We start from the raw sequence: 24,767 nt of genomic DNA, 5'->3' as shown, positions 1-24,767 counted from the left end.
TCCGGCGGCTCGTCGGCATCTCCGAGGATTGGGACGCCGTGTCGGGGCTTCGAGTTCCGTATAGGAGGATGAAACGTCGATATTCACCTGGTCGGGCCTGGCGGTGCGCGGCCCGACCAGGTGAAGGCCCGTCAGACCGGTCAGGCCTGGGCGGGGAAGAAGATCTTGATCTCGCGCTCGGCCGACGCCTCGGAGTCCGAGGCGTGGATCAGGTTCTCGCGGGTGATGGTGGCGAAGTCACCGCGGATGGTGCCGGGGCCGGCCTGCAGCGGGTCGGTGGCACCGGCCAGCGCGCGGATGCCGGGCACGACGTTCTCGCCCTCGACGATCAGCGCGATCGACGGGCCCGAGGTCATGAACTCGAGCAGCGGCTCGTAGAACGGGCGGCCGACGTGCTCGGCGTAGTGCTGCTCCAGCGTCTCCCGGTCGAAGGTGCGCAGCTCGACCGCGGCGAGCTGCCAGCCGGCCTTGCGCTCGATCCGGCTGATGATCTCGCCGGCCAGGCCTCGCTTGACGGCGTCGGGCTTGAGCAGGACGAGAGTGCGCTGCGACACGGTAACGGCTCCTGGGGACTAGGGGTCGGTCACCCGAAAGGCTACCTTGCGTATTCGACTGAACCCGCAGGTACGTGCTGCCGGGGACGCGGGGCTCGCACAGCTGCGGCCCCGCGTCCCGGTCGGCTCACGCCTCGGCGAGTTCCCGGGCGGCCTTGATCTCGTCGATCCGGCGGCCGTAGTGCACCGAGCACCACCAGAGCGCGGCGAAGACCAGGCCGAGACCGAACATGGTGGGCAGCACGAAGCCGCTGACGATCAGTCCGGTCTGGAGCGCCCAGCCGACCGCCACCGCCCCGGGCCGGGTGATCGCGCCGCAGAGCAGCACGCAGAGCAGCATCGCGATCCCGCTGACGATCCACACCGTCGCGGTGGGGACGTCCGAGAGCTGCATCGCGACCAGCGCCGCGAACATGATCAGCAGCGCCTCGCCGATCAGCGTGGAGGAGCAGAGGACGCGCATGTCACTTCTTCCCGAGCAGAATGCGGGCTTCGCCGACGGTGATCACGGAGCCGGTGATGACGACCCCGGCGCCGCCGAGGTCCTCCTCCTCGGCCATCGTGACGGCGGCGTCGATCGCGTCGTCCAGCCGGGGTTCGATCCGGACCCGGTCCTCGCCGAAGATCTCCACCGCGATCGCGGCCAGCTGGTCCACCGGGGTGGCCCGGTGGGTGGAGTTCTCGGTGATGACCACCTCGGCCAGGATCGGCTCGAAGGCCTCCAGGAAACCGGAGGCGTCCTTGTCCCCGCTGGTGGCGATCACGCCGACCAGCTTGCTGAAGGCGAACGACTCGTTGATCGCGGCGACGCTGGCCTCGGCCCCGTGCGGGTTGTGCGCGGCGTCCAGGATCACGGTGGGGCTGCGCCGGACCACCTCGAGGCGGCCGGGCGAGCTGACGCCGGAGAACGCGGCCCGGATCTTCTCCGCGTCCAGTGAGCCGCCGCGGGCGCCGCCGACGCCGAAGAAGGCCTCGACCGCGGTCAGCGCGAGCGCCGCGTTGTGTGCCTGGTGGGCGCCGTGCAGCGGGAGGAAGATGTCCTCGTACTCGGCCCCGCCGAGTCCACGGATCGTCACCAGCTGCCCGCCGACCGCGACCTCACGGCGGATCACCCCGAACTCCATGCCCTCGCGGGCGACGGTGGCGTCCACCTCGACCGCGCGCCGCAGGATCGACTCGGCGGCGTCCAGCGGCTGCTGGGAGACCACGGCGAGCGCGCCCTGCTTGATGATTCCGGCCTTCTCGGTGGCGATCTTGCCGGTGGTGTCGCCGAGCCGGTCGGTGTGGTCCAGGCCGACCGGGGTGATCACCGCGACGGAGCCGTCGATCACGTTGGTGGCGTCCCAGGAGCCGCCCATGCCGACCTCGATCACCGCGACGTCCACCGGGGTGTCGGCGAAGACGGCGTACGCCATGCCGGTGAGCACCTCGAAGAAGGACATCGCGATCGGCTGCTGGGCGTCGACCATCTGCACGTACGGCTCGATGTCGCGGTAGGTCTCGATGAACTTCTGCACGCTGATCGGCGCGCCGTCCAGGCTGATCCGCTCGGTCACCGACTCGACGTGCGGGCTGGTGTAGCGGCCGGTGCGCAGCTCGAAGGCGAGCAGCAGCTGCTCGATCATCCGGGCCGTCGAGGTCTTGCCGTTGGTGCCGGTGATGTGGATCGCCGGGTACGCCCGCTGGGGCTGGCCGAGGATGTCCATCAGCGCGGCCATCCGGTCGAGCGACGGCTCCAGCTTGTTCTCCGGCCAGCGGGTGGAGAGGGCGGTCTCGATCTCGCGCAACTCACCCGCCGGGTCGGCGGGGTCCGGGTTGCCGGGGCGGATCGTGTACGGGTTCTGCGGGGCCTTGTCGCTCACGCGCCCAGTCTACGGAGCCGCTCCCCCACTCCGGTCCGGGTGGTCCATGACTCACGTGAGTGCCCTCACTTGGCAAACAGTTCACCAAGGCAAAGGTCTACCATGTGAATGGATGTTGATTTCACAAGATCACCATCGAATCAAAGATCATTTTCCGATGGAGCCTTGCGATGGATGCCGTTCACGCCTTCTTCCTGAGCCACCGGACCCAGGTGCTGTGGACGGCCCAGCTGCTCTCGCTCGCCCTGCTGGCCTACATGCTCTTCGTGTTCGGCCGGTTCCTGCTCTACTGGGCCGGCTCGGCCGACGCCTTCCGACGCAACCGGCCCGCCGAACCCGGCGATCCGGCCGCCTTCCGCTGGCACCTGGTGATCCCCTGCCGGGACGAGGAGGCGGTGGTCGGCCAGACCCTCACCGGGCTGCGCCGGTCCTCCCCCGAGGCGCACCTCTGGGTGGTGGACGACGACAGCGAGGACCGCACCCGCGACCTGGTGCTGGCCGCCGCCGACCGGGACCCGATGATCCACCTGGTGCAGCGCCGCCGCCCGGACGCCCGGATCGGCAAGGGCGCCGCGCTGAACGCCGCCTACCGGCAGATCTCCGACTGGCTGCCGGCCGGCACCGACCACGAGCGGGTGGTGCTCGGCGTGGTGGACGCCGACGGCGAACTGGCCACCGACACCCTCGCCCTGGTCAGCAGCGGGAAGGCGTTCGGCCGCCCGGACACCGGCGCGGTGCAGATCGGCGTCCGGATGCGCAACGCCGACGACCCGCGCCCGCTGCCTGACCGCGGCCGGGTCGCCAACGCCTTCGCCAGGGCCCTGGTCCGGATGCAGGACGTCGAGTTCCAGGCCGGCAACGCCGGGATGCAGCTGCTCCGCCGCCGCACCGGCAGCGTCGGCCTGGGCGGCAACGGCCAGTTCGTCCGGCTCGCCGCCCTCGACGCGCTGGCCGGCGGCGGGCAGCGCCCCTGGCCCGAGCGGGCGCTGCTGGAGGACTACGAGTCCGGCCTCGAACTCCGGCTGGCCGGTTACCGGTTGACGCACGTGCAGGAGACCCGGGTGTCCCAGGAGGGCCTGGTCTCCGGCCGCCGCTTCCTGACCCAGCGGACCCGCTGGGCACAGGGCAACATGCAGTGCCTGCGCTACACCGGCCGGGTGCTGCGCTCCCCGCACTACACGCTCGGCGGCAAGGCCGAGGTGATGTACACCTTCCTGCAGCCGGTGGTCGCGGTGCTGCTCGTGCTGCTCTTCCCGCTCTCGCTCGGCATCTCGCTGGCCACCCGGATCTTCTTCAGCGCGGACGCGACCACCTTCGAGGCCAGGTACGGCCCGCTGATGCTGCTCGCCTTCGTGCTCGCCGCGCTGCCGCTGGTCTGCTGGGGCTTCGCCTACCGCCGCACCGTGTACCCCAACCGGAGCCGACTGCTGGGCCTGCTCTGGGGGTTGGCGCTCTGGCTGTACACGTACCACATCTTCCTGGTGGCCACCCGGGCGGCCGTCCGGCTGCTGCTCGGCCGCAACGGCTGGGCGAAGACCCGCCGCAACGCCGAGCAGGCCGCCGCCGGTGCCCCGACCGCGCTCGAAGCCTGAACGGAACCGTCCGATGACCGTGTCCTGCCTCCCCTCCCCTTTCGCTTCTTTCACCGGCAACCGGATCGCCGTGGTGCTGGGCACCCGCCCCGAGCTGGTCAAGCTCGCCCCGCTGATCCACGAACTGGGCCCGGCCGCCCGGCTGCTGCACACCGGCCAGCACTGGGACGAGGCGATGTCCGGCCGCTTCCTGCGTGAACTCGACCTGCCCGAACCGGAGTTGCTCTCCGGCGTGGGCGGCAGGCCGCGGGCCGGGCAGATCGCCGCCTCGCTGGAGCAGCTGGACGCCGCCTTCACCGCCGAGCGCCCCGGCGCCGTGGTGGTGCAGGGCGACACCAACGCCACCCTGGCCGGGGCGCTGGCCGCCAACGCGCACGGCATCCCGCTGGTGCACGTCGAGGCCGGACTGCGCAGCCACGACCGGGCGATGCCCGAGGAGCACAACCGGGTGATGGTCGATCACATCGCCGACCTGCTCTGCGCCGCCACCGAGGAGAACGCCGCCAACCTGCGCACCGAGGCACTGGACGAGCGGGCCATCGCGGTGACCGGCAACACCGTGGTCGAGGTGGTGCTCCGTCAGCTGCCGGACGCCGCGGCCAGGGCCGCCCTGCTGGCCCGGTACGGACTGCGCGCCGACGGCTACGTGCTGGCCACCGTGCACCGCCCCGAGAACACCGACACCGCCGAGGCGCTCGGCGCGGTGCTCGGCGAGCTGGACGCGCTCGCGGCGGCGGGCACCGCCGTCCTGTTCCCGATCCACCCGCGGACCCGCGCCGCGGTCGAACGGCGCGGCCTGCAACGGCTGTTGGAGCGTCTGACGGTGACCGAGCCGGTCGGCTACGGCGACTTCCTCGGGCTGGCCAGGCACGCCGCCCTGCTGGTCTCCGACTCCGGCGGCGTGCAGGAGGAGTGCACCGTGCTCGGCCGCCCGCTGCTGGTGGTCCGGCGCTCCACCGAGCGCCCCGAGTCGGTGGCCGCGGGCTTCGCCGCCCTGGTCCGGCCCGGCCCCGAGCTGGGCGCGCTGGCCGCCGAGTGGCTCTCCGACACCCCCGAACGGCTGGCCCGGCTGGCCGCCACCCCGAGCCCGTACGGCGACGGGCTGGCCAGCGAGCGGATCGCCAGACTCACCCTGGCGCTGGCCAAGCCCTTGACAGCCTGAGTGGTCTACTCCACCGTGTGTCCCAAGTCACTGGTCCAGACCGGTACTTGACTCCCTGCACTGCTCCGCACCATCCTCACTCCCCCACACGGAGATGGCATGCGCGCAAGAAGCACGGTGAACACGTTCCTGGTCGCCCTGGTGGCCGCCGCCCTGGCCCTGGTGGGCCTGCTGCTGAGCACCCCAGGAGCAGCGGCGGCGCCCGGCGACGTGGAGCTGATCGAGAACGGCAACCTGGAGAGCGGCAACCACGTCTACCCGTGGACCTGCTCCAACAGCTCCGGCCAACCCGACTCCACGGGCGGCCGGGGCATCTCGCTGCGGGTAACCCCCACCGCGAGCGACAACGGCAAGTGCACCACCGGAGTGACCGTCAAGCCGAACTCCACCTACGCGCTGAGCGCCTGGGTGAACGGCCCGTACGTCTACCTCGGCGTGGAGGGCGGCGCCACTGCCTCCACCTGGACCAGCAGCACCAGTTGGACCAAGCTGAGCACCACCTTCACCACCGGAGCGAGCACCACCGCGGTCACCGTGTACCTGCACGGCTGGTACGGCCAGAGCTCGTTCCTGATGGACGACATCTCGTTGATCGGCCCCGGTGATCCCAAGCCGTCCCCCAGCGTGACCACGCCCAAGCCCAGTACCAGCGCGCCGGTCACCCCGTCGCCGAGCCCCAGCCCCAGCCCGAGCACCAGCACCAGCACTCCGCCGCCGGCCAACAAGCACCTGCTGACCGGCTACTGGCAGAACTTCGACAACGGCGCCACGGTGCAGAAGATCAGCGACGTACCGGCCGCGTACGACATCATCGCGGTCTCCTTCGCGGACGCCACCGGCAGCGCAGGCGGCATCAGCTTCACCCTGGACAGCACGCTCGCGAGCCGCCTCGGCGGTTACACCGTCGCGCAGTTCAAGGCCGACATCGCGGCCAAGCGGGCGGCCGGCAAGAAGGTGATCGTCTCGGTCGGCGGCCAGAACGGCACGGTCTCGGTGAACAGTTCGGCCTCCGCGACCAACTTCGCCGACACCGCGTACTCGGTGATCCGGGAGTACGGCTTCGACGGGATCGACATCGACCTGGAGAACGGCGTCAGCGCCACGTACATGGGCCAGGCCCTGCACACGCTGGCGGGCAAGGTCGGCAGCGGCTTCGTGCTCACCATGGCGCCGCAGACCATCGACATGCAGTCGGCCGGAGCCGAGTACTTCAAGCTGGCGCTGAACGTGAAGGACGTCCTCACCATCGTCAACATGCAGTACTACAACTCCGGCACCATGCTCGGCTGCGACGGCAACGTCCACGCGCAGGGGACGGTCAACTTCCTCACCGCGCTGGCCTGCATCCAGCTCAAGAACGGCCTGGAGCCCCGGCAGGTCGGCCTCGGCGTCCCGGCCTCCACCAGCGCGGCGGGCGGCGGCTACGTCAGCCCGAGCGTCGCGAACGCCGCGCTCGACTGCCTGGCCCAGGGCACCAACTGCGGCACCTTCAAGCCGGACACCAAGTGGCCCGGCATCGGCGGCGCGATGACCTGGTCGACCAACTGGGACGCCAAGGCGGGCGGCGGCATCGCCTCCACCGTCGGCGGCCACCTGCACGCCATGCCGTAAAACAGCAGCGCCGGTCTAGGCCTGGCGCGGGATGCTCCGGCAGCCGTGCCGGTGCCGGAGTTCGGCGGTGATCTCCCCCAACTCCCCGTCGGGGAGGAAGGGGAGCATCATCGCCACCGCCTGGAGCAGACCGCCGACCAGGAAGGTGGTGTCCGGGGTCGAGGCGACCAGCGAGCGGACGGTGCCCACGTCACCGGCGTCGACCGCCTCCACCAGCTCGGCCACGTCCACGAGTTCCTCGTCCACCGCGACCCCGGAGGTGTCCACCGGGGCGAGCCTGGCCAGGCCGCGCAGCACCCGGTCGCCGACCTCGGGCGCGTACGCCTTGCGGACCGCCTCGGCGGCGATCCACACCAGCAGGGTGGTCACCTCCTGCTCGGCCTGGTCGGCCAGCAGGCGCTCCAGCTCGCGGTCGAAGGCGAGTTGGTTGCCGTGCCGGAAGGCGAGCAGCAGCGTCGCCGCCCTGGCCTTGGCCACGTCGACCGCCTCCGCAGGCAGTTCGTCGGCCAACTCCCTGGTCACCACCACGCCGTGCCCTCCCGTCAGTCGACATACGCTGCCCAGAACTCCCACTTACCGTACACAGTCGAACTGCAAACGCCCCTTAACCCGCGCGCAAAAGAACCAGACCCGATCGGCCGAACGCCAATTCAGGAATTTACTGATTCACGGTCAGACACTCCGCGCGAAGGTCCGCCGCAGCTCCTCGAGATCCTCCACGCACTTCCCGGAACCGACCGCGACACAGTCCAGCGGATTCTCCGCGACCCGCACCGGCAGACCGGTCTCCCGGGCTATCCGCCGGTCGAGGCCGCGCAGCAGCGCCCCGCCGCCGGTGAGCATGACGCCGTGGCCCATCACGTCGCCCGCCAGCTCCGGCGGCACCGTGTCCAGGGTCTGGCGGACCGCCAGCACGATCTCGGCGACCGGCTCGTCCAGCGCCTCGCGGACCTGAGCCGCCGTCACGGTGGCCGTCCTGGGCAGACCTTCGACGGCGTCCCGGCCGCGGACCAGGTGCTCGGCCGGACCCTCCTCGTCCTCCGGCACCGGACCGGCCGAGCCGATCGTCAGCTTGAGCTCCTCGGCGGTCCGTTCGCCGATCAGCAGGCCGTGGTCCTTCTTGACCTGCCGGGTGATCGCGGCGTCCATCCGGTCCCCCGCGACCCGGATCGACCGGGCGGCGACCATGCCGCCCATCGAGACCACGGCCACCTCGGTGGTGCCGCCGCCGATGTCCACCACCATCGAGCCGGTCGGCTCCTGGACCGGCAGCCCGGCCCCGATCGCGGCCGCCATCGGCTCCTCGATCAGGTGCACCGACCTGGCCCCGGCGCTGCCCACCGCCTCGATCACGGCCCGGCGTTCGACCCCGGTGATCCCGCTCGGCACGCAGACCACCACCCGGGGCTTGGCCCGGAACCAGCGGCCGCCGGTGCCGGTCGCCTTCGCCATCAGGTACCGCAGCAGGTGCCGGGTGCCCTCGAAGTCGGCGATCACGCCGTCCTGGAGCGGCCGGCTGGCCACCACGTCGGCGGGGGTGCGGCCCAGCGTCCGCTTGGCCTCGGCACCGACGCTCAGCACCTCGCCGGTCTTCCGGTCCATCGCGACCACCGAGGGCTCGTTCAGCACAATTCCCTTGCCCCGGAGGTAGACCAGGGTGTTCGCCGTTCCGAGATCGATGCCGATGTCCTGCCCGCGCCGCGCTTCGGTACCCGCCATTGGCCGCCCGCCTTCTCCGCTTTCGAACTCTTCGTGCACATCCGCCACCTGCCAGCGTACGCGATGGAATTCGGCCGAACGGGTTATCCGGAGCCGACGGGAATCCGATCGGTAATCAACTCCCTTTCCCGGTAAACGCCGAGGGCCGTACCCCCGCGCGAAGCGGTGGTACGGCCCTCGGTGAACGGGCGTCAGGCCTGCGGCAGCGACGCCAACTGCGCGGTGATCCGGGCGATGTCGGCCTCGGCCGCCTGCCGGCGGGCCTTGATCTTGTCGACCACGTTGTCCGGCGCCTTGGCCAGGAAGGCCTCGTTGCCGAGCTTGGCGATGGCCTGGTCCTTCTCCTTCTCGGCGGCGGCCAGGTCCTTGGCCAGGCGCTTGCGCTCGGCGGGCACATCGATGGTGCCGGACAGGTCCAGCGCCACGGTGATCCCGGCGACCGGCAGCGAGGCGGTGGCGGTGAAGCCCTCCTCGGGCTCGGTCAGCCGCGCCAGCGAACGGATCGCGGCCTCGTGCGCGACCAGCGCGCTGCCGGTCAGCTCCAGCTGAGCGGGCAGACGCTGACCCGGGTTCAGGTTCTGGTCGGAACGGAACCGGCGGACCTCGGTGATCACCTGCTGGACGGTGGCGACCTCCGCCTCGGCGGCGGCGTCGATCCGGGCGGCGTCGGCGACCGGCCACTCGGCGATCACCAGCGACTCCCCGCCGGTCAGCGTGGTCCACAGGGTCTCGGTGACGAACGGCACGATCGGGTGCAGCAGGCGCAGGGTCTTGTCCAGCACCTCGCCGAGCACCCGGCGCGCGGCATCGGCCTGCGGGCCGCCCGCGAACAGGGTGGTCTTGGAGAGCTCGACGTACCAGTCGAAGACCTCGTCCCAGGCGAAGTGGTAGAGGGCGTCCGAGACCTTGGCGAACTCGTACTCCTCGTAGAACGCGTCCACCTGGGTGATGGTCGCGTTCAGCCGGGACAGGATCCACCGGTCGACCGCGGTGAGCTCCTCGGGCGCGGGCAGCGGGCCCTCGACCGTGGCGCCGTTCATCAGGGCGAACCGGGTGGCGTTCCAGATCTTGTTGCAGAACTTGCCCGAGCCCTTGACCCAGTCCTCGCCGACCGGCACGTCCGCACCGGGGTTGGCGCCGCTGGCCAGGGTGAACCGGACGGCGTCCGCGCCGTACTCGTCCATCCAGTCCAGCGGGTCGACCGCGGTACCGGAGGACTTGGACATCTTCTTGCCGAACTGGTCACGGACCAGACCGGTCAACGCGACGGTCTTGAACGGCGCCTGACCGTCCATCGCGTACAGGCCGAACATCATCATCCGGGCGACCCAGAAGAAGATGATGTCGTGGCCGGTGAGCAGCACGTCGGTGGCGTAGAACTTCTCCAGGTCCGGGGTCTGCTCCGGCCAGCCGAGCGTGGAGAACGGCCACAGGCCGGAGGAGAACCAGGTGTCGAGGACGTCCGGGTCCTGGTGCCAGCCCTCGCCGGTGGGCGCCTGCTCGTCCGGGCCAACGCAGACGACCTGGCCCTCGGGGCCGTACCAGACCGGGATCCGGTGGCCCCACCAGAGCTGGCGCGAGATGCACCAGTCGTACATGTTGTCGACCCAGTCGAAGTAGCGGCGCTCCAGCTCCTTCGGGTGGATGTCCACCTTGCCGTCGCGGACGGCGTCGCCGGCCGCCTTGGCCAGCGGCTCGACCTTGACCCACCACTGCAGCGAGAGGCGCGGCTCGACGATGGTGTGGCAGCGCGAGCAGTGGCCCACGGCATGCATGTACGGGCGCTTCTCGGCGACGATCCGGCCCTGCTCGCGCAGCGCGCCGACCACGGCCGAGCGGGCCTCCAGCCGGTCCAGACCGAGGAACGGGCCGTGCACGGTGATCACACCGTGGTCGTCCATCACGGTCAGGTTCGGCAGGCCGTGGCGCTGGCCGATCGCGAAGTCGTTCGGGTCGTGCGCCGGGGTCACCTTGACGGCGCCGGTGCCGAACTCCGGGTCGACGTGCTCGTCCGCGACCACCGGGATCTCACGGTCCGTCAGCGGCAGCTTGATGGTGCGGCCGACCAGGTGGGCGTAGCGCTCGTCGGTCGGGTGCACCGCGACGGCGGTGTCGCCGAGCAGGGTCTCGGCCCGGGTGGTGGCGACCACGATCGAGTCGTCCCCGTCGCCGTAGCGGATCGAGACCAGCTCGCCGGCCTCGTCCTCGTGCTCGACCTCGATGTCGGAGAGCGCGGTGAGGCAGCGCGGGCACCAGTTGATGATGCGCTCGGCGCGGTAGATCAGGCCGTCGTCGAAGAGCTTCTTGAAGATGGTCTGGACGGCCTTGGACAGGCCCTCGTCCATGGTGAAGCGCTCGCGCGACCAGTCCACCCCGTCACCGAGGCGGCGCATCTGGCCGAGGATCCGCCCGCCGTAGTTCTCCTTCCACTCCCAGACCTTCTCGACGAAGGCCTCCCGGCCCAGGTCGTGCCGGGACAGGCCGGACTCGGCGAGCTGCTGCTCCACCTTGTTCTGGGTGGCGATGCCGGCGTGGTCCATGCCGGGCAGCCAGAGCGTCTCGAAACCCTGCATCCGCTTACGGCGCGTCAGGGCGTCCATCAGGGTGTGCTGGAAGGCATGGCCGAGGTGCAGCGCACCGGTGACGTTCGGCGGCGGGATGACGATGGTGTACGCGGGCTTGTCGCTCTTGGCGTCGGCGGTGAAGTAGCCGCGCTCCTCCCAGCGCTCGTACAGCACGCCCTCTACCTCCGCCGGGGCGTAGGTCGTCGGGAGGGTGGCTGCGTTGTCCCCGTCGAAGGTTCCGGGGCGCTGGTTCGTCGTGTCGGTCACGACACACAGTTTACGTAAACCTGGAGACCGCCTTCGACCGCATTCCGCGCCGACCACCCGGACGGGGCCGGTCTTGACGGGTGCGGTACCGTGCCCCGATACTCGCACGCCCGTTTGGCGCGCACTGACGAACAGTCACAACCGACGTGGGGGAGACCGATGAACGGGCCGGGGCAGCAGTATCCGCAGGGCCAACCGCCGCAACAGCCGCAGCCGCCGTACGGCCAGCCGCCGCAACAGCAGCCCTACGGCGCGCCGCCGCAGCCCCCGTACGGCCAGCCGCCGCAGAGCTACGGCTACCCGCCCCAGGCCCAGCCGCCCGCCGGACCGTACGGCGCGCCGCCGCAGCAGCCGGGCCCGCCGCAGTTCGGCAAGCCCCAGGAGCAGCCGCCCGCACCGCAGTTCGGCCAGCCGCAGCCCCCGTACGGCCAGCCGCAGGCACCCCAGTTCGGCGCCCCGCCGCAGTTCGGGCAGGCCCCGCAGTACGGCGCGCCGCAGCCGCCGTACGGGCAGCAGCCGCAGCCGTACGGCCAGCCGCAGTTCGGCGGGCCGATGCCCGAGCAGCCGAAGAGCAGGACCGGTCTGGTGATCGGCCTGGTGGTCGGCGCCGTGGTGCTGGTCGGCGGTGGCGGCCTGGTCTGGGCGCTGACCTCCTCGGACTCGCCGGTCGGCGCCGGCAGCTCCACCACCGGCAAGTTCAAGCTGGCCGCCCCGGCCACCCTGCCCGGCGGGTACACCCTGAAGACCAGCAAGGACGCCCCGGGCGACCCCAAGGAGTCCGGCAAGGGCTACAGCTCGTACGACGGCGGGCTGGTCGCGACCTACGTGAAGGGCAAGGACGCGACCGACAGCCTCACCATCGGCGGCTCCTGGGGCACCATCACCGACCCCGAGGCGATCACCAAGCAGGTCAACAAGCAGGCCGCCGGTCTGTCCACGCTGACCTGGAAGACCCCGCTGGCCTCGGTCGACGCCAAGGACGCCAAGGACGCGGGCGGCAAGCTCTCCTGCGGGGTGGCCAGCAGCAGCGGGATCGAGATCCCGATCTGCCTCTGGGCCAACCACTCCACGGCCGGCTCGGTCACCTTCACCAAGGTCTCGCTGGACGGCAAGAGCAGCCCGCTCACCCCGGCCCAGGCCGCCGACCAGACCCGGGCGATCCGGGACGCCCTGGTGGTCGCCAAGTAGGTCCACCAGGTCCACCAGCTCCGCGACAGCAGGAAGGCCCCGCACCCTGGAGGGTGCGGGGCCTTCCTGTCGCTGCGGGTCAGGCGCTCTTGTCGCGCCGCTCGCGCTTGATCATGTCGCGCGGGACCAGGGTCGGGATCGCGTGCTTGGAGACCACGTCGCCGGTGACCACCACGCGGGCCACGTCCTGCCGGGACGGCACCTCGTACATCACGGACATCAGCACCTCCTCCATGATGGCCCGCAGGCCACGGGCACCGGTGCCGCGCAGGATCGCCTGGTCGGCGATCGCCTCCAGCGCGTCGCGGCTGAACTCCAGCTCCACGCCGTCCAGTTCGAAGAGCTTGCGGTACTGCTTGACCAGCGCGTTCTTCGGCTCGGTGAGGATCTGCAGCAGCGCCTCGCGGTCCAGGTTGTGCACGCTGGTGATCACCGGGAGCCGGCCGATGAACTCGGGGATCATCCCGAACTTCACCAGGTCCTCCGGCATCACCGAACGGAAGTGGTCGCTGCTGTCCGACTCGCGCTTCGAGCGGATGTTGGCACCGAAGCCGATGCCCTTGCCACCCGCCCGGCCCTCGACGATCCGCTCCAGACCGGCGAACGCGCCACCCACGATGAACAGCACGTTGGTGGTGTCGATCTGGATGAACTCCTGGTGCGGGTGCTTGCGGCCGCCCTGCGGCGGCACGCTCGCGGTGGTGCCCTCCAGGATCTTCAGCAGCGCCTGCTGGACACCCTCGCCGGAGACGTCGCGGGTGATCGACGGGTTCTCGCTCTTGCGGGCGACCTTGTCGATCTCGTCGATGTAGATGATGCCGGTCTCGGCCTTCTTGACGTCGTAGTCAGCGGCCTGGATCAGCTTCAGCAGGATGTTCTCGACGTCCTCACCGACGTAACCGGCCTCGGTGAGGGCGGTGGCGTCGGCGATCGCGAACGGCACGTTCAGCATCCGGGCCAGGGTCTGCGCGAGCAGCGTCTTGCCGGAGCCGGTCGGGCCGAGCAGCAGGATGTTGGACTTGGCCAGCTCGATCGCGTCCTCGCGGCCGTTGCCACCGCTGCGCCCGGCCTCGCCGGCCTGGACGCGCTTGTAGTGGTTGTAGACCGCGACCGACAGCGACTTCTTCGCGGTGTCCTGGCCGACCACGTACTGGTCCAGGAACTCGTAGATCTCGCGGGGCTTCGGGAGCTCCTCGAAACGCACCTCGGAGGTCTCGGCGAGCTCCTCCTCGATGATCTCGTTGCACAGGTCGATGCACTCGTCGCAGATGTACACGCCTGGCCCGGCGATCAGCTTCTTCACCTGCTTCTGGGACTTGCCACAGAACGAGCACTTGAGCAGGTCGCCACCGTCTCCGATGCGTGCCACGAGGTGCTTCCCCTTCGCCAGGGGCCCCGCGGGGGTCCGGGGCCTGGTGCTGTGGACCGGTCGCCGTCGAGCGATCGGTCTCGCTATCCGACGGTACTCTGCCGAGCCGCCAATTCCGTCGTCTTCGACAGCTCTGCCGTACGCCCAGGGCGAATTGATACCGAACAGATGCCGTCGGACGGCACGGGCGGAGCACGGCTCACTGCCATGCCCCGCCCGGTGAACCCAGTGGGCTCAGGAGGTCAGCGAGGACTTCCGGGTCGAGATGATCTGGTCGATCAGCCCGTACTCCAGCGCCTCCTCGGCCGTCAGGATCTTGTCCCGCTCGATGTCCTCGCGGACCTGCTCGACCGGCTTGTTGGAGTGCTTGGACAGCATCTCCTCCAGCTGCTCGCGCATCCGGAAGATCTCCCGGGCCTGGATCTCCAGGTCGGAGACCTGACCGCGGCCGGTCTCGGTGTACGGCTGGTGGATCAGGATCCGGGCGTTCGGCAGCGCCATCCGCTTGCCGGGGGTGCCCGCCGCCAGCAGGACCGCCGCCGCGGAGGCCGCCTGGCCCATGCAGACGGTGGTGATGTCCGGCTTGACGTACTGCATGGTGTCGTAGATCGCGGTGAGCGCCGTGAAGGAGCCGCCGGGCGAGTTGATGTACATCTGGATCTCACGATCCGGGTCCATCGACTCCAGGCAGAGCAGCTGCGCCATGATGTCGTTGGCCGAGACGTCGTCCACCTGGGAGCCGAGGAAGATGATGCGCTCCTCGAACAGCTTGGCGTACGGGTCGTACTCGCGGATGCCCTGCGAGGTGCGCTCGACGAAGCGCGGGACGATGTAGCGGCCCTCGGCCCTCGGGGCGGTGAACTCGGTGCGCGCGGTGTTCATGGGGTGTTCGGTCCTCCGAAGCGTGACGGTCGGTTGGGTCTGCTGCCGGCTGCTGTCAGGCGCCGGTGCCGCCGCCGCCGGGAACGTCCGCGGCGCTGTGCATGATCGAGTCGATCAGGCCGTACTCCTTGGCCTGCTCCGGGGTGAACCAGCGGTCCCGGTCGGAGTCCGCGGTGACCCGCTCGAAGGACTGGCCGCTGTGCGCGGCGATCAGCTCGGACATCCGCTTCTTGGTGCGGAGCAGCTGCTCGGCCTGGATCCGGATGTCGGTGGCCGAACCGCCGAGACCGGCGGAGGGCTGGTGCATCAGGATGTTGGCGTTCGGCAGCGAGAAGCGCTTGCCCTTGGCACCGGCGGTCAGCAGGAACTGACCCATCGAGGCGGCCATGCCCATCGCGATGGTGACCACGTCGTTCTTGATGTACTGCATGGTGTCGTAGATCGCCATGCCCGCGGTGATCGAGCCACCGGGCGAGTTGATGTACAGGTAGATGTCCTTCTCCGGGTCGGCCGCGAGGAGAAGGAGCTGGGCCGTGATCTTGTTGGCGATGTCGTCGTCGACCTGCTGGCCGAGGAAGATGATGCGCTCGTTGAGCAGCCGGTTGTAGACCTGGTCTCCCAGGCCGCCGAGCACGTCACCACCGGCGGCGTGCGGCGCCATCAGGCCAGGCATCTGCATCTGCGGGAACGTCACTTAGCCACCTGCTCAGTCGAATTGGACGGCCGCGCTACAGCCGCCGCTCTGTCGCACAGCTAGATATCACTGCGTGAATGTCGCTGTCTAAGGACCCTAACGCGCAGGCCCGGCCGCAGAATCCCCCACGCAGAACTGTTCGCTGTGAGCGCAGGGTCGGAGCGGGAACAACGGACGGCCCGGACACCCCGCTGACGGGGTGTCCGGGCCGTCCGGAACAGCTCGGGTACTACCGGGGAAATCAGGCCTCGGTGGTCTCGGCCGCGGCCTCGACGCCCTCGGTGGCCTCGTCCTCGTCGTCCTCGAAGGAGACGACGTCGCCGTTGGTGTCGGTGACCTTGGCGGCCTCGACGACCAGCGCCAGCGCCTTGCCGCGGGCGACCTCGCCGACCAGCAGCGGCACCTGGTTGCCCTGGACGACCTGCTGGGCGAACTGGTCCGGCGTCATGCCGGAGCCCGCCGCACGGCGGATGAGGTGCTCGGTGAGCTCCTCCTGGTTGACGCCCAGCTTCTCCTTGTCGACGATCTCGTCGAGCACGAACTGGGTCTTGATGCCCTTCTTGGCCTGGTCCTCGGTCTCCTTGGCGAAGTCCTCGACGGACTTGTCCTGGGTGGCGAGGTAGGTCTCGAGGGTCAGGCCCATGGGCTCGAGCTGGTGGTGCTCGAGGTTGTGCTTGCGGGTCTCGACCTCGTCCTTGAGGAGCTTCTCCGGGTACTCCATCTCGACCAGCTTCAGCAGCTCGTCGAGCACCCGCTCCTGGGCCTGGGTGGCCTGGTCGAACTCGCGCATCCGCTCGAGGCGCTTGCGGGAGTCGTCCTTCAGCTCCTCCAGGCTGTCGAACTCGCTCGCCATCTGGGCGAACTCGTCGTCCAGCTCGGGGAGTTCCTTCTCCTGGACGGCGGTCACGGTGACGGTGACCTCGGAGCTCTGGCCGGCCTGGGTGCCGCCCTTGAGCTCGGTGGTGAAGGTCTTGGTCTCGCCGGCGGACAGGCCGATGACGGCCTCGTCGATGCCGTCCAGCAGGCGGCCGGAGCCGATCTCGTAGCTCACGCCGGTGGCGGTGCCGTCCTCCGGCACCTCACCGTCGACCTTGGCCTCGAGGTCGACGACCACGACATCGCCCTCGGCGGCGGCGCGCTCGACGTCCTTGACCGAGGAGAAGCGCTCGCGCAGCTGCTCCAGCGACTTCTCGACGTCCTCGTCCGCGACCACGATCGGGTCGACGACGACCTCGATGCCGGCGAAGTCCGGGAGGGTGATCTCGGGACGCACGTCGACCTCGGCGACGAAGCTGAGGTCACCGCCGTCGGCGAGGTTCTCGACACCCTGGATGTCGGTGATGTCGGGCTGTCCGAGGACCTCGATCTTGCCCTCGTCGACGGCCTGCGTGTAGAAGCGCGGCAGGGCGTCGTTGACCGCCTCTTCCAGCACGGCGGCACGGCCGAAGCGCTGGTCGATGACGCGGTTCGGGATCTTGCCCTTACGGAAGCCCGGGACCGAGACCTGCGAGTTGATCTTCTTGTAAGCAGCGTCGAGGCTCGGCTTGAGCTCCTCGAAGGGCACCTCGACGGTGAGTCGAACCCGGGTCGGGTTCAGAGTCTCGACGGCGCTCTTCACGGTTGGGTCTCCTTGGGGGCTTGCGGTCAGGTTGTCTACGCCCTCCGACGACCGGCCGTGGGCCGATCGGGTTCGGACGAGACGGGTGATGGGCGGTTGGAGCTGCATCTCCCGTACGGGGGTGGACGGTGAGCGTGACTCCTCGCCCTCGGGCGGTCTGACCTGTGCACATGCCACAGGGACGACCGCCAGCGGCCCATCCTACCGGTAGCACGAAAGGCGGACGCCAGGGCGCCGCTGTTCGGGTCACCCACAGGGCCCGACCGACCCCCGAACCCGGCTCCCCGAACGGCCCGGGACGGTCCCGGCAGCCTCCGAATCCCGGTGGCACGGGGCGGCCCCCGGCGAACGGGAAGGTCGCCTGGCACACCGTCAGGTTCGCCATTGGCGTACCCGCCGCTCGGGCATCCGCCCCCGGAAACGCCAACAGGGCCCCGCGTGTTGACGAGACCCTGCCGCACTGTCGGGGTGGCCGGATTCGAACCGACGGCCTTCCGCTCCCAAAGCGGACGCGCTACCAAGCTGCGCCACACCCCGTGGTGCCGAGAGGAAGCGTACACGCCGCCCCGGCCGCCCCCATGGTCATATCGGAGACCCACCGAACGGGCCGAACCGCCAAAGCGGTGTGCGAGCAACCGACCCGACCAGGTACGCTGACCCTGTCCTCGCGACCGGCAACGGCCCCGAGGTCACTGTGCGCTCCGGCACCGCACGCGGGTGTAGCTCAATGGTAGAGCCCCAGTCTTCCAAACTGGTCACGCGAGTTCGATTCTCGTCACCCGCTCCAACGCCTCGGCCCCCTGGTCAATGACCAGGGGGCCGAAGTCGTCTGAGGCCGAGTCAGTCGGATCAGACGTTGACGCCGTGCGCGCGCAGGTAGGCGACCGGGTCGATGTCGGAGCCGTAGGCCGGGCCGGTGCGGACCTCGAAGTGCAGGTGCGGGCCGGTCACGTTGCCGGTGGCGCCGGAGAGGCCCAGCTGCTGGCCGGCCGAGACGGACTGGCCGACGCTGACGGAGATCGAGGAGAGGTGGGCGTACTCGGAGTACTTGCCGTCGGCGTGCTTGACGACGACCTCGTTGCCGTAGGACCCGCCGTTGCCGGCCTTGACCACGGTGCCGGAGGTGATGGCCTTGACGCTGGTGCCGGTCGAGGCGCGGAAGTCGACACCGGTGTGGTAGCCGCTGGACCAGGAGGAACCGGAGGCGTGGTACGCGGTGGAGGTGCCGCCGCTGACCGGGGCGACGTAGCCGCCGGCCGCCACGGCGGCCGACTCGGCCTTCGGAGCCGCAGCAGCCTTCGGGGCGGTGCTCGCCTTCGGGGCCGCGGTGGTCGCCTTGGAGCGGGACGCCTTGGTGGAGTCCGTGGTGCTCGCGGAGGAGGAAGAGGAGGACTTGGTCTCGGTCTTCGGCGCCTCGACGACGGCCTTCGGGGCCTCCGCGGCGGGCGCCGGCGTGGCGGCCACGGCCTTGCCGGCGAGCGAGAGCTGCTGACCCGGGTAGATCAGGTTCGGGTTGCCGCCGACCACGGTGCGGTTGTCCTGGTAGAGCTTCTCCCAGCCGCCGTCCACCTGCTTGGCGGAGGCGATCTTCGAGAGGGTGTCGCCACTGACGACCTGGTAGCTGCTCGCGGCCGGGGTGGCGGCGGCGACCGGGGTCACCGCGGTGGCGGCCGGAGCGGTCTCGGTGGCGATGGTGGTCACGGCGGCCGGGGCGGCCTGCGGCACGGAGGCGGCGGCGTGGCCCTGGTGGGCGCTGGCGGCGGCGACCGGGAGTGCGAAGGTGGCGCCGAGGACGCCGGTCGCGACGGCGATCCGGGTCAGGTGGGACAGCTGGACGCGACGGTGCTTGCCCTGTGCGGACATGGGGGGTCCTCTCCGACGCCTACGAGGTGAGCTGTCGGGTGCGGACTGGAGATGCCCGGCCGCAGGAATGCGGCTTAACCCCAAGCCGTCCCGGTTCACACCGGTTCGGCGACTTACCTTGGGTCCCCCGCTCCTGCCATGCGTGCCTTGTACGAGGCGCCGGGCGGCGGCAGGATTCGGCGTTCCGCCCGGATGAGCCCGTCCGGTCGTTCACCGGACAGGCCTCGAAGCAAAGCCGATCGGTCGCGAAGTGGCAAGCCCCGGTTGAACGCTGAACAAGGATGATCAGGGACGAAGGTCACGTCCCGGTCGGGACTTGCGCCCCTGACACCCCGAATCGGCGACGCTTCGTCCCCGACCTTTCTACGGAGGGTGTCCGATATCGCCGTCCGTGCCCGGCCGGACCCGCTCCGCCAGCGTTCACCGTGACACCGCTCACGTCGGGCCGATACGCTCGCCCACGGTCGAGCTCGAACGCAGGTGTTCGAGGCGCCGCTGAGCAAGGAGCCCCGCCTGTGCGCCCCGAGGAACGGCTGGCCGTCATCCAGCGCGCGGTGATCCGCGAGATGGCCGGACTCGGTCAGGAGTTCACCCTCGACGGCCCGCTGGTGCGCGGCCCCGGCACCACGGCGGTGGCCTTCCGCGACCACGACGAGCACGGCACCGGCGCCGGCCATGTCGACCTCGGCTACGTCCTGCGGCTCGGCCAGGGCGACGCACCGGTGCTCTGGGACTGCGCGGCCGGTGTGGGCGGCACCGAGGTGGAGCGGCTGGACAGCGCGGTGCGGATGTGGGCGGGCACCACGGCGACCGCCGTACTGAGCCTGCTGACCGGCGAGGGCGACCACTACGACGCCCCCGAGTTCCCCGGCTGGCACGTGGTGCAGGGCCCGGCCGCGGTGTTCGGCGCCGACACCGACCCGCTGTTCGACTGGGTCACCGAGCGCGACCTCGGCCCGGTGCTGGCGGCCGCCGTGCTGCCGAAGCTGACCGAGCGTCAGGTCAACGGCGTGAAGCTGTTCTTCGGCGGCAAGGCGGGCGACGACGTCGCCGAGGTCCGGATCAACGGGACGGTCTGCGAGCCGGCTTCGGCCGCCCTGCGCGCACTGGACTGGCCACGGGGCGAACGGCTCTGCTGGGCCCGGCTGTTCCTGCTGCTGGTCGCCGAGCACCCGCAGCCGGAGCACCCGGGACAGGCTGAACCCCCGCCGCCGCGCCGCTGGTTGGGCCGCTGGTGGCGGAGTCGTCGCTGAAAGCCTGACCCGGGTCAGCCGCGCCCGAGGCCGTGCGTCGTCAGCTGGCGACCGAGGAGATGGTCTGCGCGAGCTGGGTGAGGAAGTCCTGGATCGGCTTGGCCGCCGTGGACTGGCTGAGCATGAAGCCGAACAGTGCGGCCATGACCGCGTGACTGGTCTTCAACTGCTTGTTGCGGATGAAGATGACCACGATGATCCCGAACAGGACCAGCGCTGAGACGGAGAAGGCCACCAGGACTCACTTCCTCATTCTTTCGTAGCGAGCTTCGTGGCGGGCCCAATCCCCCGAGACCCCCGAGAACCGACCGTCCCACCCGAACTCAGTGTGGTCGTTCGTGCCGACTGCGTAAAGGACTTGCCGGAAGCCAGCCGCGAAGATCCTGCGATGTGAGACGAATTTCCGCCGACCGAGACGATAGCCCAGCCGACCTGACGGGCCGTCGAACGGGTACCCCTAACTGGAAGTTGACCGCTCCCGGGCTGGTGGGGCCGGACCTAGATCCACTGCACCGGGCCGCGATCAGGAATGGCCGAAGACCGGTGCACCGACTTGACACACTTCGGCTACCGGTCGGTCACCCACGCCAGAGCAGCAGGACCGCCCGGTCGTCGTTCACGTCCTTGGCGACCGACTCGATCAGCCTCACCGCCGAGCCCCGGCCGCCGTGTTGGGAGAACGGGGCGCCGCCGATCAGCCGGTCCGCCTCCCCCATCAGCCGGTCCATCCCCTCGGTCAGGTCCCGGCCGGGGATCTCCACCATGCCGTCGGTGCAGAGCATCAGCACGTCGCCCTGGTCCAGCCGGCCGCGGACCGCCTCGAACACCGCGCCGTCGTAGACCCCGAGCAGCGCGCCCTCGGTGGACTCCTTGATCTCCCAGCGGCCGGTGCCCGCGTGCCGCTGCATCCCGGGCAGGTGCCCGGCCGACAGCAGCTCGTACTCGCCGGTCTCCAGGTCCAGCACCAGGTGCACGGCGGTCGCGAAGCCCTCGTCCCAGTCCTGCCGGAGCAGGTAGCCGTTGGCGGCGGGCAGGAACTGCTGGGCCGGCAGCGAGCCGAGCAGCCCGCCGAACGCGCCGGAGAGCAGCAGCGCGCGGGAGCCCGCGTCCATGCCCTTTCCGGACACGTCGGCCAGGACCACCTCCAGGGTCCGCCGGCCGGGGCCGGTCCGGGTGGCCACCACGAAGTCGCCGGAGAAGGACTGGCCGCCGGCCGGGCGGAGCGCCATGTCGGCGGACCAGCCCGCGGGCAGCGCGGGCACCCTGCTCTGCACCCGCAGCCGCTCGCGCAGGTCGAACAGCATCGAGCCGCCGCCGCGCCACGGCACGCCGACCCGGCTGCGGAACTGGGCCAGCAGCAGCCCGGCCACCCCGACCGCGCCGACCACCAGGGCGGCGCCCGGGGTGACGCCGTAGACGTACGTGTCGGGGCGGTCGCTGGCCACCCGCTCGCCGGTGTGGATCAGCGACTCGACCGAGAGCCCGAGCGCGGCGGCCGCGTAGAGCAGCACCAGGGTGCCGGGCCGCAGCAGCAGCGCGCCGGCCAGGATCGGCAGCACCAGCGCGGTGGGCGGGGCCCAGGCCGGGATCAGGACGTTGAGCACCACCAGCAGCGGGACGGCCGCGAACAGCACCGCGAAGGCGAGCCAGTCGGAGGCGTCGCCGCGGAAGTAGTCCACTCCGGTCCGGCGCAGCACTCGGCGGACCCGGTAGAGCCTGCCGCGCAACCGGGCCGTCCACGGGGTGTCGGCCGCCTGTGCGGCCGGGCCCGTCTCAGTCGGCCGGGGTGTGAGACCCGGCGTGCTGCCAGCCATGGGCTCTGACCTTATCCACCGGCGCGGCCCGCCGTCGACGGTTGGGGCGCCGCCGGGCGCACCGTTCCGCGCGGAACGCGCGGATTTCGGCCGCCGGAGGCGCCCACCCGCCGCCGGAACCCGTGCGGTCAAGCCGCCGAATGTCAGTCGCGCACGATGCAACTCGGTGATAGCTGTTGGCATATGACCGCTGATACCGAGACATTTGACAACCTGACAGTCGACGGCCTGACGGTACGCACCCTGACGGGCGAGGAGTGGGACGGCTGGTACCGGACCCTGGAGGTCGCCTTCGGCGGCCAGGAGGAGCACCCCGAGGAGCGCGCGCTCTGGCGCGAGCTGACCGAGCCGGCCCGCTCGCTGGGCGTCTGGGACGGCGCCGCACCGGTGGCCTGCGCCGGGGCGTTCTCGCTGCGGATGACCGTGCCGGGCGGGGTGGTGGTCCCGGTCGCGGCGGTCACCATGGTCGGGGTGCTGCCGACCCACCGGCGGCGCGGCATCCTCACCGGGCTGATGCGGCGTCAGCTGACGGAGCTGCGGGACGGCGGCGAGGCGGTGGCGGTGCTGACCGCCTCGGAGTCCGGGATCTACGGCCGGTTCGGCTACGGCCTGGGCAGCTGGCGGATGGCGCTGACCGTGCCGACCGGCAAGGTCGCGGTGCGGACCCCGGTGGACCGCGGTGTCCGGCTGCGGCTGGCCGACCCGGTCGAGAGCGGCCCGGCCTGCGAGGAGCTGTACGCCGGGCTGGTGGCCGGGCGTCCCGGCATGCTGGAGCGCCGGCCGGGCTGGGAGAAGCTCCCGCTGCTCGACCCGCCGGCCGGGCGGGACGGCGCCTCGCCCCGGCAGTGCGTCCTCGCCGAGGACCGGGAGAGCGGCCGGCTGCTGGGCTACGCCCGGTACTCGGTCTCGGTCGCCTGGGGCACCGAGGACCTCCCGGACGGCACCGTCCGGGTCCGCGACATCGAGGCGCGCACGCCCGAGGTGTACGCGACGCTCTGGGACTACCTGCTGAACCTGGACCTGGTCGAGCGGGTGACCGTCGCCAACCGCCCGGTGGACGACCCGGTGCTGCACCTGGTCGACGACCCGCGCCGGCTGGAGCCCCGGCTCGGCGACGCGCTGCACGTCCGGCTGGTCCGGCTCGGCGAGGCGCTGGAGCTGCGCGAGTACGCGACCGCGCTGGACGTGGTGCTGGAGGTGACCGACGGCTTCTGTCCGTGGAACACCGGACGCTGGCGGCTGCGCAGCGGCGGGCCCGGCAAGGGCGCGAGCTGCGTGCGCACCGACGATCCGGCCGATCTGGTGCTGGACGTACGGGAGTTGGGGGCCGCCTACCTGGGCGGGGTCAGGCTCGCGGCGCTCGGGCGGGCCGGGTTGGTGCGGGAGCTGGGCGACGGTGCGCTGGCCGAGGCCGACCGGGCCTTCGCCTCGGACCTCGCCCCCTGGCTGCCGCACGGCTTCTGACGGCACGACACGAAAACGCCGGGGGCAGGGGCGTCGGCCCCTGCCCCCGGCGGATCGGGAAGGTCAGACCTGCGGGTGGTGGGCGGGGATCGGGGGGAGCTCGCCGGTGGTCTCGTACTCGGAGAGCATCTCGATCCGGCGAGTGTGCCGCTCCTCGCCGCTGTACGGGGTGTTGAGGAAGATCTCGACGAAGCGGGTGGCCTCGGCCTCGGTGTGCATCCGGCCGCCGACGCTGATCACGTTGGCGTTGTTGTGCTCGCGGCCGAGCGAGGCGGTCTGCTCGCTCCAGGCCAGCGCCGCCCGGACACCCTTGACCTTGTTGGCGGCGATCGCCTCGCCGTTGCCGGAGCCGCCGATCACGACGCCCAGCGACTCCGGGTCCGCGGCGGTGCGCTCGGCCGCCCGGAGGCAGAACGGCGGGTAGTCGTCCACCGCGTCGTAGATGTGCGGGCCGCAGTCGACCGGCTCGTGGCCGTTCTCCTTCAGCCACTGGACGAGGTGGTTCTTGAGGTCATATCCGGCATGGTCGGAACCCAGGTACACGCGCATGCGCAGATTGTGGCATGCGCGGGTACCCGGACCGCCGTCGACAGGTCGGATCAGGAGGCGCGCCGGACCAGCTTCCAGGCCAGCGGCAGCGCGCCCATCGCCAGCACCAGCTTCAGCGCGTCGCCCACCAGGTAGGGGTAGAGCCCGAGTTCGGCCGCGCGGGCCAACGGGACGTGCAGCGAGGCGGCCAGGTACGGGACGCCGACGGCGTAGATCGCCAGGGTGCCGAGCAGCATCGCGCCGGCCGTCCGCAGCGGGCTGCGGTCCGCGCCGCGCCGCGCCAGCGCGCCGACCAGGCCGGCCGCCAGCACGAAGCCGATCACGTAGCCGAGGCTGGGCATCGCGAAGCCGGAGCTGCCGCCGGCGAACCAGGGCAGGCCCGCCATCCCGGCCAGCAGGTAGAGGCCGAGGGCGGCGATGCCGCGCCGGGTGCCGAGCGCGGTGCCGACCAGCAGGGCGGCGAAGGTCTGGCCGGTGACCGGGACGGGCGAGCCCGGCACGGCCACCGAGAGCTGGGCGGCCAGGCCGGTGACGGCCGCTCCCCCGGCGACCAGGGCGAGTTCACGGGCCTGGGCGCCGAACCGGGAACCGGCCTGCGGGAGCAGGTCGGCCAGGACCGGGGTGGCGGCGGCGGGCGTGGCGATGGCCATGGGCGGGTCTCCTGACGACTCGTTGGGTGATCACTTGTGAACCTATGTCGTCGCCCGGGCCGGTGAGGGCGTCGGATCCGGCCAAGGGCCGC

The 24,767-nt window shown here is 70.8% G+C and carries 21 protein-coding genes, 2 tRNA genes and 1 riboswitch; of the genes, 7 read left to right on the top strand and 16 right to left on the bottom strand.

The genetic code is table 11. The features are described 5' to 3' along the window. Positions 1-140: 140 nt before the first annotated feature. The 3 genes from ndk to folC form a co-directional block, all read right to left on the bottom strand. Positions 141-554, bottom strand: a complete 414-nt coding sequence (ndk, locus tag F4556_RS24240; RefSeq protein WP_184919504.1) for a nucleoside-diphosphate kinase — start codon at positions 552-554, stop codon at positions 141-143. A gap of 127 nt (positions 555-681) precedes the next feature. Then, the gene (locus tag F4556_RS24235) at positions 682-1,017 is read right to left on the bottom strand and encodes a DUF4233 domain-containing protein (protein ID WP_184919502.1); all 336 of its coding nucleotides are present in this window, start codon (positions 1,015-1,017) and stop codon (positions 682-684) included. Between the two features lies 1 nt (position 1,018). Next, a complete protein-coding gene (gene folC / locus F4556_RS24230; protein ID WP_184919500.1) occupies positions 1,019-2,416 on the bottom strand; it encodes a bifunctional tetrahydrofolate synthase/dihydrofolate synthase in 1,398 nt (465 codons plus the stop codon). Between the two features lie 170 nt (positions 2,417-2,586). Between folC and F4556_RS24225 the strand changes: the two genes are divergently transcribed. The 3 genes from F4556_RS24225 to F4556_RS24215 all read left to right on the top strand — a co-directional run bounded on the left by F4556_RS24225 (position 2,587) and on the right by F4556_RS24215 (position 6,781). Continuing rightward, positions 2,587-4,008, top strand: coding sequence for an XrtP-associated glycosyltransferase (locus F4556_RS24225; RefSeq protein ID WP_184919498.1), 1,422 nt, complete (start codon positions 2,587-2,589; stop codon positions 4,006-4,008). A gap of 13 nt (positions 4,009-4,021) precedes the next feature. Continuing rightward, on the top strand, positions 4,022-5,170 hold the full coding sequence (gene wecB / locus F4556_RS24220; protein WP_184919496.1) for a non-hydrolyzing UDP-N-acetylglucosamine 2-epimerase: 1,149 nt from the start codon (positions 4,022-4,024) through the stop codon (positions 5,168-5,170). Between the two features lie 99 nt (positions 5,171-5,269). Next, positions 5,270-6,781 carry a chitinase gene (locus F4556_RS24215; RefSeq protein ID WP_184919494.1) on the top strand — a complete coding sequence of 504 codons (1,512 nt, stop codon included), beginning with the start codon at positions 5,270-5,272 and terminating at the stop codon, positions 6,779-6,781. Between the two features lie 15 nt (positions 6,782-6,796). On the opposite strand, the gene F4556_RS24210 is transcribed toward F4556_RS24215, so the two are convergent. The 3 genes from F4556_RS24210 to F4556_RS24200 all read right to left on the bottom strand — a co-directional run bounded on the left by F4556_RS24210 (position 6,797) and on the right by F4556_RS24200 (position 11,331). Next, positions 6,797-7,309, bottom strand: a complete 513-nt coding sequence (locus F4556_RS24210) for a hypothetical protein (RefSeq protein WP_184919492.1) — start codon at positions 7,307-7,309, stop codon at positions 6,797-6,799. A gap of 144 nt (positions 7,310-7,453) precedes the next feature. Continuing rightward, positions 7,454-8,500 (bottom strand): rod shape-determining protein, encoded by a 1,047-nt coding sequence (locus tag F4556_RS24205; RefSeq protein ID WP_184919490.1) that lies wholly within the window; start codon positions 8,498-8,500, stop codon positions 7,454-7,456. A 191-nt stretch (positions 8,501-8,691) separates the two neighbouring features. Then, positions 8,692-11,331 (bottom strand): valine--tRNA ligase, encoded by a 2,640-nt coding sequence (locus F4556_RS24200; protein ID WP_184919488.1) that lies wholly within the window; start codon positions 11,329-11,331, stop codon positions 8,692-8,694. 159 nt (positions 11,332-11,490) lie between these two features. Here F4556_RS24200 and F4556_RS24195 point away from each other — a divergent pair, with 159 nt between their 5' ends. After that, positions 11,491-12,519, top strand: coding sequence for a hypothetical protein (locus tag F4556_RS24195; RefSeq protein ID WP_184919479.1), 1,029 nt, complete (start codon positions 11,491-11,493; stop codon positions 12,517-12,519). A gap of 79 nt (positions 12,520-12,598) precedes the next feature. On the opposite strand, the gene clpX is transcribed toward F4556_RS24195, so the two are convergent. The 5 genes from clpX to F4556_RS24170 form a co-directional block, all read right to left on the bottom strand. Further along, positions 12,599-13,888, bottom strand: coding sequence for an ATP-dependent Clp protease ATP-binding subunit ClpX (gene clpX, locus F4556_RS24190; RefSeq protein ID WP_057238515.1), 1,290 nt, complete (start codon positions 13,886-13,888; stop codon positions 12,599-12,601). Positions 13,889-14,122: 234 nt separating this feature from the next. Continuing rightward, a complete protein-coding gene (locus tag F4556_RS24185; protein ID WP_184919476.1) occupies positions 14,123-14,770 on the bottom strand; it encodes an ATP-dependent Clp protease proteolytic subunit in 648 nt (215 codons plus the stop codon). A 55-nt stretch (positions 14,771-14,825) separates the two neighbouring features. Beyond that, positions 14,826-15,443 (bottom strand): ATP-dependent Clp protease proteolytic subunit, encoded by a 618-nt coding sequence (locus F4556_RS24180; protein WP_376775800.1) that lies wholly within the window; start codon positions 15,441-15,443, stop codon positions 14,826-14,828. Between the two features lie 262 nt (positions 15,444-15,705). Continuing rightward, positions 15,706-17,082: a trigger factor gene (gene tig, locus F4556_RS24175; protein ID WP_184919474.1), complete on the bottom strand. Its 1,377-nt coding sequence runs from the start codon at positions 17,080-17,082 to the stop codon at positions 15,706-15,708. A 463-nt stretch (positions 17,083-17,545) separates the two neighbouring features. After that, a tRNA-Pro gene (locus F4556_RS24170) sits at positions 17,546-17,619 on the bottom strand. 176 nt (positions 17,620-17,795) lie between these two features. On the opposite strand from F4556_RS24170, the gene F4556_RS24165 reads away from it, so the two are divergent. Beyond that, a tRNA-Gly gene (locus F4556_RS24165) sits at positions 17,796-17,869 on the top strand. 62 nt (positions 17,870-17,931) lie between these two features. Here the strand turns inward: F4556_RS24165 and F4556_RS24160 are convergent. Then, entirely contained in the window at positions 17,932-18,945 is a 1,014-nt protein-coding gene (locus tag F4556_RS24160; RefSeq protein ID WP_184919472.1) for a M23 family metallopeptidase, read from the bottom strand. Between the two features lie 8 nt (positions 18,946-18,953). After that, positions 18,954-19,127: riboswitch (cyclic di-AMP (ydaO/yuaA leader) on the bottom strand. Between the two features lie 333 nt (positions 19,128-19,460). Between F4556_RS24160 and F4556_RS24155 the strand changes: the two genes are divergently transcribed. Beyond that, positions 19,461-20,198 (top strand): DUF6348 family protein, encoded by a 738-nt coding sequence (locus F4556_RS24155; RefSeq protein ID WP_184919470.1) that lies wholly within the window; start codon positions 19,461-19,463, stop codon positions 20,196-20,198. Between the two features lie 40 nt (positions 20,199-20,238). Here the strand turns inward: F4556_RS24155 and F4556_RS24150 are convergent, their stop codons facing one another. Next, positions 20,239-20,433 carry a hypothetical protein gene (locus F4556_RS24150; RefSeq protein ID WP_057238501.1) on the bottom strand — a complete coding sequence of 65 codons (195 nt, stop codon included), beginning with the start codon at positions 20,431-20,433 and terminating at the stop codon, positions 20,239-20,241. A gap of 343 nt (positions 20,434-20,776) precedes the next feature. Continuing rightward, positions 20,777-21,925, bottom strand: a complete 1,149-nt coding sequence (locus tag F4556_RS24145) for a PP2C family protein-serine/threonine phosphatase (RefSeq protein WP_246511751.1) — start codon at positions 21,923-21,925, stop codon at positions 20,777-20,779. Positions 21,926-22,195: 270 nt separating this feature from the next. Between F4556_RS24145 and F4556_RS24140 the strand changes: the two genes are divergently transcribed. Beyond that, positions 22,196-23,476, top strand: coding sequence for a GNAT family N-acetyltransferase (locus F4556_RS24140; RefSeq protein WP_184919466.1), 1,281 nt, complete (start codon positions 22,196-22,198; stop codon positions 23,474-23,476). A gap of 63 nt (positions 23,477-23,539) precedes the next feature. Here the strand turns inward: F4556_RS24140 and F4556_RS24135 are convergent, their stop codons facing one another. Further along, positions 23,540-24,025 (bottom strand): ribose-5-phosphate isomerase, encoded by a 486-nt coding sequence (locus F4556_RS24135; RefSeq protein ID WP_057238497.1) that lies wholly within the window; start codon positions 24,023-24,025, stop codon positions 23,540-23,542. 50 nt (positions 24,026-24,075) lie between these two features. Next, on the bottom strand, positions 24,076-24,675 hold the full coding sequence (locus tag F4556_RS24130; protein WP_184919464.1) for a biotin transporter BioY: 600 nt from the start codon (positions 24,673-24,675) through the stop codon (positions 24,076-24,078). Positions 24,676-24,767 lie beyond the last annotated feature (92 nt).

Origin of the sequence: Kitasatospora gansuensis, from assembly GCF_014203705.1 — a bacterium.
GTDB lineage: Bacteria > Actinomycetota > Actinomycetes > Streptomycetales > Streptomycetaceae > Kitasatospora > Kitasatospora gansuensis.
Note: the sequence above shows the minus strand (reverse complement) of the source record. Positions and strands in the feature narration are given on the sequence as shown.

Excerpts from the sequence above, each read along its gene's own strand:
- F4556_RS24235 (WP_184919502.1), bottom strand. The coding sequence starts at position 1,017 with ATGCGCGTCCTCTGCTCCTCCACGCTGATCGGCGAGGCGCTGCTGATC.
- F4556_RS24225 (WP_184919498.1), top strand. The coding sequence starts at position 2,587 with ATGGATGCCGTTCACGCCTTCTTCCTGAGCCACCGGACCCAGGTGCTG.
- wecB (WP_184919496.1), top strand. The coding sequence starts at position 4,022 with ATGACCGTGTCCTGCCTCCCCTCCCCTTTCGCTTCTTTCACCGGCAAC.
- F4556_RS24215 (WP_184919494.1), top strand. The coding sequence starts at position 5,270 with ATGCGCGCAAGAAGCACGGTGAACACGTTCCTGGTCGCCCTGGTGGCC.
- F4556_RS24205 (WP_184919490.1), bottom strand. The coding sequence starts at position 8,500 with ATGGCGGGTACCGAAGCGCGGCGCGGGCAGGACATCGGCATCGATCTC.
- F4556_RS24195 (WP_184919479.1), top strand. The coding sequence starts at position 11,491 with ATGAACGGGCCGGGGCAGCAGTATCCGCAGGGCCAACCGCCGCAACAG.
- F4556_RS24185 (WP_184919476.1), bottom strand. The coding sequence starts at position 14,770 with ATGAACACCGCGCGCACCGAGTTCACCGCCCCGAGGGCCGAGGGCCGC.
- F4556_RS24180 (WP_376775800.1), bottom strand. The coding sequence starts at position 15,443 with ATGCCTGGCCTGATGGCGCCGCACGCCGCCGGTGGTGACGTGCTCGGC.
- F4556_RS24160 (WP_184919472.1), bottom strand. The coding sequence starts at position 18,945 with ATGTCCGCACAGGGCAAGCACCGTCGCGTCCAGCTGTCCCACCTGACC.
- F4556_RS24140 (WP_184919466.1), top strand. The coding sequence starts at position 22,196 with ATGACCGCTGATACCGAGACATTTGACAACCTGACAGTCGACGGCCTG.
- F4556_RS24135 (WP_057238497.1), bottom strand. The coding sequence starts at position 24,025 with ATGCGCGTGTACCTGGGTTCCGACCATGCCGGATATGACCTCAAGAAC.
- F4556_RS24130 (WP_184919464.1), bottom strand. The coding sequence starts at position 24,675 with ATGGCCATCGCCACGCCCGCCGCCGCCACCCCGGTCCTGGCCGACCTG.